Genomic DNA, 12,409 nt, shown 5'->3' with positions numbered 1-12,409 from the left:
CGTCTCCTCAGACCACTTTCAGCGAGAGCGTCGCGATGCCGTCGACGCCGCAGGAGATGCTGTCGCCCCTGTTGATGGCGGCGACACCCGCCGGCGTGCCGGTCATGATGACATCGCCGGGGGCGAGAACGAAGAGTTTCGAAAGCTCTGCAATGATTTCCGGGACTTTCCAGATCATCTGGTTTAAGTCGCCATCCTGCTTTTTGACGCCATTCACCTCCAGCCAGACACGGCCGCTGGCGGGATGGCCGAGGCGGCTTGCCGGGACGAGGGGCGAGACCGGTGCGGAATGTTCGAAGGCCTTGGCGAGCTCCCACGGGCGGCCGAGCTTCTTGGCTTCGGCCTGCAGGTCGCGGCGGGTGAAATCGATGCCGACGCCGTAGCCATAGATGCAGTCGAGCGCCTTTTCGGCGGGTATATCGGCGCCGCCGGCCTTCAGGGCCAGCACGCATTCGACCTCGAAATGCACGTCATTCGACAGCGGCGGATAGGGGAAATCCTTGCCGGCGAAGAGATTGTCGGCGTTCTTCTGGAAGAAGAAGGGCGGCTCGCGGTTCGGATCATGGCCCATTTCGATGGCGTGATCGGCATAGTTGCGACCGACGCAGTAGACGCGGCGGACCGGGAAGGTCTCGGCGCTGCCTTCGACGGGCAGGAGAACCGGTTGCGGCAGGGGGATGACGGTGGCGGGAAGGGACATAGCGGGACTTCTTGGCTGATTGATCTGGCGAGTCTGGCGACATCGTAAAGCATGTCGCGCAAAACCGCTCCACACTTTTGCTGGAATTGCGTTACGGGGCCGCGTCCTCCTGCGCGAGGTTGCTGCGCATCAATGCGTAATAGGCCGAAAGCTCTGGAATGGCTTTCGGCAGGGTTTCGAAGGCCGGGTCGGAGACGGTGAGCCGGCCCGCATATTTGGCTTCGAGGAAGGCGCTATGATCCGGGAGTGCCGCGCGGTGCGAGCCGTAGAGCACGGTGAAGACCGGCGAGGGGACGGTGCGGCCCTTGACGATGATGCGGTCTAGCTCGACCACGGTGTAGCGGTCGCTGACGAGGCGGGCGGTTTCTTCACCGAGCAGCAGGGCGACGCCGTAATTCTTCGAAGCACCTTCCAGACGAGACGCGAGGTTGACGCTGTCGCCGAGGCAGGAATAGTCGAAGCGGCGGGTGGAACCCATATTGCCGACGATGCATTCGCCGGTATTAATGCCGACGCCCATTTTGAGGATATGCAGCGGCCGGCCTGACGCGACGGCCTCGCGCTCCAGTTCGCGGTTCAGCGTCGCGATCGCATCCTGCATGGCAATCGAGGCCTTGACCGCATGCAGGGCATGATCGGGGTCATCGAGCGGCGCGTTCCAGAAGGCCATGATGCAATCGCCCATATATTTGTCGATCGTGCCGCCGTGATCCATGACGACATCCGATAGCGGCGTCAGCAGGCGGTTGATCAGCGCCGTCAGCTGCTCGGGATCGTCCTTCATGGTTTCGGCAATGGTGGTGAAGCCGCGCACATCCGAAAACAGGACCGAGAGCGTGCGCCGCTCGCCGCCAAGCTTCAGCTGTGAGGGATCGTTCGACAGGCGCTTGACGAGATCGGGCGAGATATATTGGGCGAAGGCCAGCGTGATCTGGCGCTTCTGGCGGCGCTCCTCGGTATAATCGAAGGCGGCCTGGCCGAAGGCGACGGCTACGAAGGCGACGGTCGGCCCTAGCGGCGAGACGAAGACATGGCCGAAGCGGATGCCGGCATAGCTTGCTGCCGCAAAGGCGAGCACGGCGGCGGCGGTCGCGACCAGCGTGCGCCAGCTCGTGGCCTTCCAGACCGTTACCGCAGCCAGAATGACTGATATGAGGATGCAGATTGCGACCGGCAGCAGGCCGGCTTCCGTGATCGCCAGGCCATGGACGATATTATCGTAGATGGTGGCCTGCACCTCGACGCCCGAGATCAGCTTGCCGGTGTGGACGGTATAGGGCGTGGCATAGGCATCGGCGCCGCCCTGATCGATTTCGGGCGCGTTCTGCAGGCTGAGGCCGACAAGCACGACCCGACCTTTGAAGATATCGGGCGGCAGGAAATTCTTCGGGTCCAGCGCCTGATAATAGGAGACTGTGGGATAGGAGCGGGCCGGGCCGAAGGACTGGATGAGAGAGCCTGCCGGCAGATGCAGCGCTTTGATGCCCGCAGCCTTGGCGAGCTCCATGGCAAAGCCATCCTCATAGGATGGAATATTGCGGAAGATGCCATCGCCATTCAGGGTGATGGAGGCAATGCCGGTGCGTGCGCCGGCATCCGTCATCTGCGGCAGTGGCGTGGTGCGCAGCAGCTGGTCGGCCTGGGGCGTCTTAATCAGCGTTTCATCGCCGGCAAGCACGACATCGGGGCCGACGGCGGCGGTGATGGCCTGATCGTTTTCAGCCGTCGAAGGCTCGGCCATGATGATATCGAGCGCGATGGCTCTTGCGCCGGCGGCGCGCAGCTGTTTGACGAGCTCGGCATGCAGGCTGCGCGGCCAAGGCCACTGGGCGTTGATATCGGCAAGCGCCGGTTCGTCGATCGCCACGATGATCGGGCCATCGGCCGGCGGCGTCGGATCGTCGACGGTGGAGAGATAGTCGAAGGTGCGCAGTTCCGTCAGCGTCCAGGCGGGCAGGCGGGAGATCAGCGAAATGGTGATCAGCGTGACCAGCGCCAACACGAGAAGGCGGATGCTGCGGCTCGAGAAGGGCCAGCCTGGCGGGTGCTGCGACGGGCTGCGCGTCTCGATCGGGCGCTCTGCCTGAAGCCGTTGCAGGGCGGCCGGGCGCGCCATCATCAGAAGCGGATCTTCAAGGTGCCCTTGAAGGCGCGGCCCCAGCCGGGCACGCCGGGCGTTATCTCGAAGTCCTCGTCGAGGAGATTATAGGCAGCGGCTTCGAGCGCGATGCGCTTGTCGAAGGGTTCCCAGATCAGGTGCGCGTCGAGGCTCCAGTAATCGTCGAGCTTGGTGCCGAGATCATCGCCATCGCGTTCGCCGATGTAGTTTGCGGCGACGGTGGCCTTGACCTTGGCCTCGTTGACCCAAGTGAGTGCGATCTGGCCGGAATTCGTCGGAATATAGGGCAGGTTGCCGCCGTAATTCAGGGTTCCCGGATCCTTGTTCTCGGAATCCATATAGGCGTAGGTGGCCGATAGACCGAAACCCGCGCCGAGCGCCACGTTGGCTGTGACGGCAGCGCGGTCGACGCTGCCGCGCGAGAGCGGCAGGCTCTCGACGGCTGGAAGTGCGATCAGTGGCAGGTCGATCGAGAAGTCATGCAATTCCTGATGCTGGTATTCGACCGAAGTGAAGAACTTGTCGGTCCATTCGGCGTCCCACTGGAAGGCTGCTGTATCGGCGTAGCCTTCAGCGCTGACCGAAAACTGATTTGCCTGCAGGCCGAGGATGCCGATGGGGGCAAGGGTGGGAACGCCGAGATCGAGGCTCTGGCGCATGAAGGCGGCACGCAGCCACTGGTTCTGGCTCGGCGCCCAGGCAAGGCCGAAGCGCGGTTCCAGGCGGCTTATATCGACGCCGGCGCCTTCCATGCGGGTGCCAAAGAGAGCGTATTCGCCTTTGAGATCGGGCGTAATGTCGTGCAGCACGTCGATATAGGCTCGGCCGATATTGACGGTGTTGCTGACGGTGTTTGGGCCGTCGGTGGTTTCGGGGAAAACCGGAACCCCGGGAAAGAGCTCATGCAGGCGAGAGGATGTGGTCGTGCTGCCATCGATCCAGCCGCCTTCGATGCCATATCGCCAGGTTAGAGGACCGTTGCCGATGGAATGGCTGAGGGCGCCGATATAGGTTTTCGAGGAGGATTCCTCCGTACCGTCCAGGAAGGGGATGATCTCGGGATCCGGCAGGCCGAACAGCGGCGCATCATCCACTCTCAGGAAATTGTCTGTCTTCGACTTGGTTTCAGAATAGAGGAAGGCGCCGTTCACGACGTTTTCATAGCTGAACGTATGGCTCCAGCCGATACCGGCATTGGTTATCTCGGCGTCGATGAGCCGGTCGGAATATTGCGAGGTCACGATCGCTGGAAGGCCGGCGCCAAAGAGATTGAGGAAATCCGTCAGCGCCGTGCCCTGTGACAGCGCGTTCAGCGTTCCGTCATTCTTGGCATGGTTGACATAGGCCACCACCCGATCGTCGGGCGTTACCGTTGCCGTTACATAGCCGTTGCCGCCGAGCAGTTTGTTGTCGGTCGCATAGCCGCCGAAGCTGCTGTAGGTGCCGTCGAGCGCCAGTTCTTCCCAGGTCAGGTTGCCGTAGAAGCTGATCGGGATGGTCGCGTTCGAATATCCCTGGATATCCGCCTCGCCGGTGCGACGCGTATGGCCGTCGACGCTGTTGACGCCCCCGCCGACCGAGCCTTCGATGAAAGGCACGTCGAACAGCGTTGCCGCGCGCGAACGGCCGGACAGCATGTGCGGAGAGAGCAGCAGGCCCTGAATGAAGGAGGAATAGCTCGACGCATTGGTCCGGTTCAGGATGATATTGTCGTCGCTGAAGCTCGTCGCATTGACGAACGGGAAGATGCTACCCTTGATCGACTGATCGATATAACCGCTGCCTTTGAAGGGATCGAAGACGGCATCGCCATAATAGCGACCCCAGGCATCCAGCCCCTGCAGCCGGAAGGCGTTGTTCAGGGTCGAGCCGGCGCTTTGATTGGCACCGAGCCCACTGAAATCGCCGCCGCGAGCGCGCGAGCGGCGCAGGAATTCCTGCGCGTTGGCGATTGCGCCATCGGCATTGTAATCGTCGATATCGACAGCCGTGCGGAAGGCGGAGATGGCCGGATCGTCATCATCGATACGGTTGGCGTTGTCGAGTGCCTGCTCTGACGGAGGCCGGTCGCCCTTTTCGTAGTGTGCGGCGGCGAGCATCAGCTGTGATTGCGAATGAGCCGGATTGGCGGTGCTGGCGGCGAGCAGATCCTCCAGCGCCTTGTCGCGCTCGCCGGTCTGCAGATAGTAGCGGCCGCGGGCAAGCAGGGCGATATCGAAGGACGGATCGAGGGCGATTGCCGTATCGATTTCGCGCTTGGCCTCCTTCATGCGCCCCTGGTCGAGATAGAGGATCGAGAGGTTTGCGTGTAGCAGCGGGTCCTGCGGGTCGAGCTCGATCGCTTTCTTGAAGGCTTCTTCCGCCTCGCCATTGGCATCACGCGAACTCTGCAGCAGGCCGAGCGAATTCAGCGTGCCCGAGGCGCCGGGCGCCAGTTCGATGGCGCGGTTCAGGTCCGCAAGCGCGCCGTTGATATCGCTCTCATAGGCTGCTTTGTAGCCGGCGCGGGCGGCGAGCGCCATCGGATGATCGGGGTCGAGTGCCAGCGAGCGTTCAAACGCTTCCTTCATCTGCTTACGGTCGTCGATGAGCTGCGCCAGCTGGGCGCGGACCGCCGGCAGCGTCGGGTCATCGGGATAGCGCTGTTCCGCCTTCTTGATGATCTCCAGCGCTGCGCGCGGGTTTTCCAGGAAGCCTGCCGTATAGGCCTGCATGATCGCGCCATAGGGGCCAGCGGTATTTGCCGGCGGCGGTTCGGCATGGGTGGGATCTGCCAGCGAGCGGGCGAAATAGCCGCCATATTGGGCCATGTTGCGGCGGGTCGGATCCAGATGCGGCAGGGCCTTCTGGAAGAGCCTGGCGGCATCGCCATAGCGTTTTTCCGAGCCGGCGATGGTGGCGTCGAGCAAGTCGACGCGGGCCTGCTGGGCTACCGTCAGCTTACGGCCGTGGATGTTCCGCAACGTAGCAGCTGCGGCCTGGCGACCGTCGAAGGCGCTCTGTACTTCGGCAAGCTCCAGCCAGTCTTCGATCGTGCGGCGCGCCGGCGGCAGGGCCAGCAAGCGGCGGCGCTCGGTCGCCATGCGGTCGGCCCGCAGCGGCGAGGTCGGCATCAGGCCGAAGCCGTCGCGCAGGTCCAGATAGAAGAGCATCTGCTCGCGGTCGTCAGGATTGACGCTGATGAGCTTGTGCGGCGCCTGGCCGATAGTGGCGACAGCGCCTTCTCCTTCGTTGACATCGACGCTGCCCTGCGGGTTGCTGAGCGAGACGCGGCCTTCGAGCACGATCATCGAAGTCTTGGCGCCCTCGACGGTCATGGTCCAGTCCGTGCCGCGGATAGCGGCTGCTGCGGCAGGTGTCTCGACCGTCAGGCCCTGGCCGCCGCGCTGCGCGCGGGCCCAGATCGTGCCGGATTGCAGGTTGAGGATCGTGTCGCCGGTCTGAGACATCTTCTTGACCTGCAGCGCGGAATTGCGGCCGAGGCGGATCTGCGTGTGATCGGAAAAGAGGATGGCGAGCTGGCCGGTGGCATTGGTGCGCAGCACGTCTCCATCCAGGAGGTCCTGGTTGAGATCGACGACGCGCCAGTTGCTGACATCGACGAAGCGCACTTCCTCGCCGGTCTTGCGGGCGATGACCGAGCCTGCAACCGGGGTGGCGCGCTGCAGCGGCTCGGCTGCAACCGGAAATGAAAGTAACGTTGACATGAGCGCAAGAGATGTACTTGCGCACAGAAAAGACCTCAGCCCCGACATTTCAGATACCCCCGCATCTTTTTCCCCTTTGGCCAAGCGCGGTGTAAAAGTCAAGCTGGATGCACACGTGTTCTTGCTTTCGCAACCAAGTGTATTATTAGGGAAACACTATTGCGGGGTGGGATTTCCTTTGAGCGAGTTTGAAAATTTTGCGGAGCTGCCCTCCAGCTCTCCGTCGACAGAAGATATTTGCTCGGAATATTTCGACCATATCAAGAAAATCAACGACATATTCTATGATCAGATCAAGATATCGGATCAGAAGGCCGCTTATATCTTTACTTTTATGCTCGCCTTTCTTGTGAGCTCCGTCGAAGTAAGGGCAGTCTTCACCTGGGCGCGCTATGCGCAGGGCACGCCGCAGGCCATTCTCTTCTCCGGGCTCCTGGCCGCAGCCTCGGTCTTTTCGATTCTGTCGGCCATCCTGGTGGTGCTGCCGCGGCGGCTCGACAAATCCACATCGATGTTCTGGGGGGCATGGCCCAGACATCGCGACGCCTTCTTCGAGGCGGCGATCCGGCGCGACGAGCGCTATCTCTTCGACCAGTATGTGGAAAATGCCGACATTCTCTCGCACATCGCCCGCAGCAAATACCGCTTCGTGACGATTGCCTTTCGGGGGCTGATGGTGACGGTCGTGGCTTATGTGTTGTTGCTGGTGGCAGCCTGAGTCCAAGGTCCGGTTTGCCGTCGCTGCCGGCATGACTTCAGCTTTTGGCAAAGTCCGCCGCGGTGAGGGGAACAGGCTTATAGCCGTTGATGTCGGCGATATCGTATTCCTGGCCGAGCTCGGCTGCGACCAGGACTTTTCCGGATTTCGACACCAGCGCCGGGTCTCGCCAAAGTCCCGATATGACGTGGCCGATGAATTGCGGTGACTCGGAATTGGACAGGTCGAAATATTCGGCGTTCTGCATCACGGCTTCGGTGCGCACCAGGCCGGGATAGAGCGCGACAGCGGCGACATGGTGCGGGCGCAGATCATGCGCGAAGTCTGCAGCCATCTTGTCGGCAGCAGCCTTGGCCATCCCATAGATCGCGTTGCCATCGTAGAATTGCCCTGCCCAGAATGAGATATTGACGATCAGGCCGCGCTGCGCCGAGATCATGAGAGGTGCGACTGCACGCGACATCATGAAAGCCGCCCTCAGCGCAGTGCCCATCATCGCGTCCCACCGCCAGAGGGGCTGCTCCCAGAAGGCGCGGGGCCAGGTAAAATCGCCATCCTCAACCATGTTTTCATAGCCGGGCCATGCATTGTTCACCAGAATATCCAGCCTGTTGCCGGCCCTGATCTCTTCGGCCACGCGCTCGGTCTCAGTGTCCTTGCTGTGGTCGCACTGATGAATAACAACACGCCCGGGCAGGTCCGCAGCCTCGAGCTCGAGCCCTTCCAGCGATCCCGCGCGTATGCCTTCAAGGCTCGCCTCGGAACGCGTCCTGCCGGTCACATGCACCGTGGCTCCCTCGGCGAGCAGGGCAAGCGCAATCCCGCGGCCGACACCGCGGCTTGCGCCTGTTACCAACGCGACAACATCTTCCATGTTGGCTAGCCTCCTATACGATGGCTGTTTTCAGGCGCGAGTAGTCAGCGCGCATTTGGGCTGCGGTATATCTGGGGGCAGCGTAAGATACGGTGCCACCGGGCCATTGTGAAGACCAGGGGGCAGCAGCTGTTCTGCCAATGATCGACTGGACGGACTGCCATTGCCGTTATTTCGGCCTGCTTCATCAAAAGGCCAGCACCATGCCGACACGCTCAGCCGAAAGCGGGAAAACGCCAATCGTTTCTCGCCCATGGCGCGCGAGCGACTTCGCGGCGGCGACCGGTTGGCCGCCGCCTGTCCGGTCTAGCGTGTAGCCTTCAGCTGGAGGCGAGAGATGCCTGCGGCCAGGTTCACGCCGGTTCCGGTTTCGCCGCTAAGCGGCTGCAATGCGAAATTCTTCGAATTTCCGCCCACCAGGGCATTTGCCCCGAGGCCGACACCAACGGACGCGCTGGCCGATGCGCCGACATAGGTGCCGGCGAGAGCGCCATCGCCGACGCGCGTGGGCGCGGTGTTGACGACGATCCAGCTGAGAAAGGATTTGCCGGTGACACCGACATCGAGACCGAGCTTGCCGATCGTGCCTGTATAATGCTCGACCTTGCCGGTGTTCTGCTTGAAACTGCAGTCGATCGCCTTGTTCGAGCCGATGATCATGCCGACGCCGCCGGCGACTTCGCAGGAAAGGGTGCCGAGACGTTGCCTCGGCTCATTTACGACCTGCTGGGCGGCATGTTTCGGTTGCTTGTGCTGGCTCGCGGCCTCGGCCACGGGTACGAAACCGAGGGAAGCGGCAGCTGCCAGGATGAGGAGATTCTTCATGAGTGTTTCCTTCCATACTCTTTTGGGGGACCGTGATAAACGCGTTCACTCCCACTTCGTTCAAACGTCGAAAGGAAACGGACCGGGCTGCAAGCCCGATCTGTCGGCAAATGGTTGCTCTAACGGTTCGGATCGATGCCTGTGCCGCTCAGGCGCTGACGGCTTCCGTCGAGCCGGAAAAATCGACCGCGGCGAAGGCTGCGGCGATCACTTCCGGGCCGGCATTCGGCTTTGCGGCATCGGTCGACAAGATCTGGCGGTAGCGGCGTGCGCCGGGCAGGCCGGTGAAGAGGCCGACCATGTGGCGGGCGATATGCTGCAGACGGCCGCCATTGGCGATATGGCGCTCGGCATAGGCCATCATGCGGTCGCGGAGATCGTTCCAATCTGGCTCCGAGGCCGCTGCGCCGTAGAAGCGCTGATCGATCTCGGAAAGGATTGCGGCGTTCTGATAGGCGGCGCGGCCGAGCATGACGCCATCGACATGGGCGAGGTGGGCCTGCGCCTCATCCAGCGTGTGGATGCCGCCATTAATGCCGATGAAGACATCGGGGAAGCGGGCCTTCATGCGGTAGACGATGTCGTAGTCGAGCGGCGGGATCTCGCGGTTTTCCTTGGGGCTCAGGCCCTTCAGCCAGGCCTTGCGGGCATGGATCCAGATCGCGTCGGCGCCGGCATCGAGCACGCGGGTCATCAGCGTGGGCAGGGCCTCTTCCGGCTCCTGCTCGTCGACGCCGATGCGGCATTTGACGGTGACCGGGACCTTGGCGACCTTCTTCATGGCGGCGATGCATTCGGCAACCGTTTCGGGCGTCAGCATCAGGCAGGCGCCGAAGGTGCCGGACTGGACACGATCCGACGGGCAGCCGACATTGAGATTGATCTCGTCATAACCATAGGGCTCGGCAATGCGCACGGCCTCAGTGAGCTTTGCCGGATCGGAGCCACCGAGCTGCAGGGCGACTGGATGTTCGGTGCCATCAAAGGAGAGCAGGCGCTCGCGCGGGCCATGGATGATGGCGTCGGCGACGACCATTTCCGTATAGAGCAGGGCGTTGCGGCTGATCTGGCGGTGGAAATAGCGGCAGTGACGATCGGTCCAGTCGATCATGGGCGCAACGGCGAAGACCGGCGCCTTGAAATAGCGCTGGTTTGCTTCTGAAACAGCCGTCTTTGCCGTGGTCATGATCTCAAGTCTTCTTTCGTCCGGTCGTGGGTCCCGTGGCCTCATGTCGTGGCAGAGGCCCGATCCTGCAAGCTCTCGTTGGCGAAACGCCGGGGCAGGGGCGGCAATGGGACGAGGGCTTATACATGAGGCGTGGCGATAAAGCGAGATGCGGTGTTGGGGCGCCGGCTGTCATCTTCCTGGAGGCTGTCTCCCGCACTTGACCCAGGTGCCGTTTTCCGGGAAGGCAACGGAGGACGATGCTGATATTCTGATCTCAGGATCGAGCAAAGCCAGAAGGCCGCAGGCGCATCCATCCAACCGACCTTGCAAAGCGGATCGATGGTCGCCACGCAGCCGCAGCGAAGGAGTGCATCAGCCTCATGACGGACGATAGCGCAGGGATCAAGGCATTGCTTGCAATGCCCAGGCGAGACAACAGCGCCTATCTGGAAACGCTTCGCCTGGTGCGGGAGGCGTTCGCTGAGGCCGAGGCGGAATTTGGCGGCAAGGTTATTGCGATGACGGACAGCGCCCGAGACGAAGCCGGAAATATCGTCATCATGACCGTGATCAGGCCGGCATAGACAGGCATTGGCGGAATAAAGAGAGGCCCGAGCAGGAATGCTGCGGGCCTTTTTATTGGAAAGCCTGAGAGAGAAAGGGAAGGCGAAACGAGAAGAGGGGCGAGAAGATCGCCTGAATTAGAGAGGCAATTGAACCAAAACCCTTCTGCCGCGTTTTCGCCATATATAGGAGGATTTCGATGGACAACCTGCTTCTGATCGCCACCCTTTGCGGCCTCATGTCTTTCGCCATGGTCTGGCTCCAGACGAGAGAATAGTTTTCTGCGTCAAAGACTTGGCGCTTTCCTGTCTTTTTGCCGGCATCGCTCTTCCCGCGCCGGAATCCCATCTTTTGTACTGACCTGAAACGATAGTCTTGACTTCTCTGAAAATGAGAACAAAATGAGAACAAATAAACGTTCTCATCTATGTTCTGATGGAGAGTTCGATGGCAGCAAGCCCGAGTTATTCAGGAGCAGCAGACAAGGCCATGGCCTTTGCCGCGCAGTTGCGCGCAGACCGCGAGCGCCACGAAGCGCGCAGGCGGGAAGAACAACGCCGCATCGAGGCGATGCGGCCGATCAACAAACATGTGCTGAAGGTGTTTGGCGGGCAGCAGCTGGCGCTGAAGCTGAATAGCTGAGTTATCGGGCCGTCCTTGCGGATGCCTGCGCGAGGCTCAGAGGGGCGACTGGGCGAGGATTATTATCGCATCTAAGGAATAGGCGTCGCTGGTCCGGTCGCCCGGCCATGCTGAATATAAAAGCGGTTGGGCAAGGACGGCTATCAAACGATGCCGATACCGCGCATTCGGTATCGGCCGCCGCCATGAGCTGCGCGGTTGCTACCGGATGCAGATGCCGGTTATTTGCGTGCAACGCTTTCTCCGGTCGCATCAATGATGATGCTGGCTCCTGCCTCATCGATAACGATGCTGGACGGCGGCAGGCCCTGAATGGCGAAACGGCTTTCAAATTCGGTATTCCCGGTTTGCCGCAGGATCTGCTGCCTGTCCTGCATGATCCTTATCGCTGTCAGCAATGCGTCTTCGCGGCGCATGCCGCGTCTGAAGAGGGCAAGTGCCTTGCTGGCAGCCTGTGCGAACAGCTCCGGCGCTGCGGCTTCGTCATATCCGGCGCTTTTGAGTACGCGTGAAAGCAGGTTTATATCGTCGCCGTCGAGAAAGGTCTGATGGATGGAGGAAGACATCGCGTCCTCCTTTCGGTCGGGGCCAGGGTGTGGATGCCCTTAACCAACAGCGCCCGGAAAGATGGCTGCTGACCAGCCAACATGCGCCTGTTTTACCAGCGCGGCAACGGGCGAAAACCAAATAAAAATAAATGTAACCTTGTTATGAACACAAACATAGCCTATCTCTTCAAAATCGAATTTGCTTCGTTAGCTTCGTTTTTGCGCAAAGGCGCATTGGCTAATCTTTCCTCTCAAGCTCGACCATTTACGGCCCGCATCCAGCGGGCGCAGTAATTCTATGCGATTGAAAGGAAAATCGTTATGAATACAGGTATTGTAAAGTTTTTTAACACGGCAAAGGGCTTCGGCTTCATCTCGCCTAAGGATGGCTCGCCTGACGTGTTCGTTCATATTTCTGCTGTCGAACAGTCCGGCATGTCCTTCCTGCGTGAAGGCCAGTCCGTGAGCTTCGATCTGGTGCAGGACCCCCGCAGCGGCAAGAACGCCGCGCAGAACCTCGCCTCTGAATAAACAATCGGCTCGC

At 61.1% G+C, this 12,409-nt stretch carries 11 protein-coding genes; 4 read left to right on the top strand and 7 right to left on the bottom strand.

Going from position 1 to position 12,409, the window contains the following annotated elements; all coding sequences use genetic code 11:
• Positions 1 to 7: 7 nt before the first annotated feature.
• The 3 genes from J2X71_RS26105 to J2X71_RS26095 form a co-directional block, all read right to left on the bottom strand.
• On the bottom strand, positions 8 to 700 hold the full coding sequence (locus J2X71_RS26105) for a fumarylacetoacetate hydrolase family protein (RefSeq protein ID WP_310386628.1): 693 nt from the start codon (positions 698 to 700) through the stop codon (positions 8 to 10).
• 91 nt (positions 701 to 791) lie between these two features.
• Entirely contained in the window at positions 792 to 2,819 is a 2,028-nt protein-coding gene (locus J2X71_RS26100) for an adenylate/guanylate cyclase domain-containing protein (RefSeq protein ID WP_310386626.1), read from the bottom strand.
• Positions 2,819 to 6,526, bottom strand: coding sequence for a FecR domain-containing protein (locus tag J2X71_RS26095; protein WP_310386625.1), 3,708 nt, complete (start codon positions 6,524 to 6,526; stop codon positions 2,819 to 2,821). The genes J2X71_RS26100 and J2X71_RS26095 overlap by 1 nt, the downstream gene beginning before the upstream one ends.
• Before the next feature lie 178 nt (positions 6,527 to 6,704).
• Here J2X71_RS26095 and J2X71_RS26090 point away from each other — a divergent pair, with 178 nt between their 5' ends.
• Positions 6,705 to 7,244, top strand: a complete 540-nt coding sequence (locus J2X71_RS26090) for a Pycsar system effector family protein (protein WP_310386702.1) — start codon at positions 6,705 to 6,707, stop codon at positions 7,242 to 7,244.
• 37 nt (positions 7,245 to 7,281) lie between these two features.
• On the opposite strand, the gene J2X71_RS26085 is transcribed toward J2X71_RS26090, so the two are convergent.
• The 3 genes from J2X71_RS26085 to dusA form a co-directional block, all read right to left on the bottom strand.
• Positions 7,282 to 8,118 carry an SDR family NAD(P)-dependent oxidoreductase gene (locus J2X71_RS26085; protein ID WP_310386623.1) on the bottom strand — a complete coding sequence of 279 codons (837 nt, stop codon included), beginning with the start codon at positions 8,116 to 8,118 and terminating at the stop codon, positions 7,282 to 7,284.
• A gap of 306 nt (positions 8,119 to 8,424) precedes the next feature.
• Positions 8,425 to 8,943: a DUF992 domain-containing protein gene (locus J2X71_RS26080; RefSeq protein ID WP_310386622.1), complete on the bottom strand. Its 519-nt coding sequence runs from the start codon at positions 8,941 to 8,943 to the stop codon at positions 8,425 to 8,427.
• 148 nt (positions 8,944 to 9,091) lie between these two features.
• A complete protein-coding gene (gene dusA / locus J2X71_RS26075) occupies positions 9,092 to 10,129 on the bottom strand; it encodes a tRNA dihydrouridine(20/20a) synthase DusA (RefSeq protein WP_310386620.1) in 1,038 nt (345 codons plus the stop codon).
• Positions 10,130 to 10,491: 362 nt separating this feature from the next.
• Here dusA and J2X71_RS26070 point away from each other — a divergent pair, with 362 nt between their 5' ends.
• Positions 10,492 to 10,695 carry a hypothetical protein gene (locus J2X71_RS26070; protein WP_113325332.1) on the top strand — a complete coding sequence of 68 codons (204 nt, stop codon included), beginning with the start codon at positions 10,492 to 10,494 and terminating at the stop codon, positions 10,693 to 10,695.
• Between the two features lie 469 nt (positions 10,696 to 11,164).
• Positions 11,165 to 11,317, top strand: coding sequence for a hypothetical protein (locus J2X71_RS26065; protein WP_246778895.1), 153 nt, complete (start codon positions 11,165 to 11,167; stop codon positions 11,315 to 11,317).
• A gap of 221 nt (positions 11,318 to 11,538) precedes the next feature.
• Here the strand turns inward: J2X71_RS26065 and J2X71_RS26060 are convergent, their stop codons facing one another.
• Entirely contained in the window at positions 11,539 to 11,883 is a 345-nt protein-coding gene (locus J2X71_RS26060; RefSeq protein ID WP_310386616.1) for a hypothetical protein, read from the bottom strand.
• Positions 11,884 to 12,186: 303 nt separating this feature from the next.
• On the opposite strand from J2X71_RS26060, the gene J2X71_RS26055 reads away from it, so the two are divergent.
• A complete protein-coding gene (locus J2X71_RS26055; RefSeq protein WP_007826441.1) occupies positions 12,187 to 12,396 on the top strand; it encodes a cold-shock protein in 210 nt (69 codons plus the stop codon).
• The last annotated feature ends 13 nt before the right edge of the window (positions 12,397 to 12,409 follow it).

The organism is Rhizobium sp. 1399 (assembly GCF_031455475.1).
Lineage (GTDB): Bacteria > Pseudomonadota > Alphaproteobacteria > Rhizobiales > Rhizobiaceae > Rhizobium.
The sequence above is the reverse complement of the archived record's forward strand: the minus strand, read 5'-3'. Positions and strand labels throughout refer to the sequence as shown.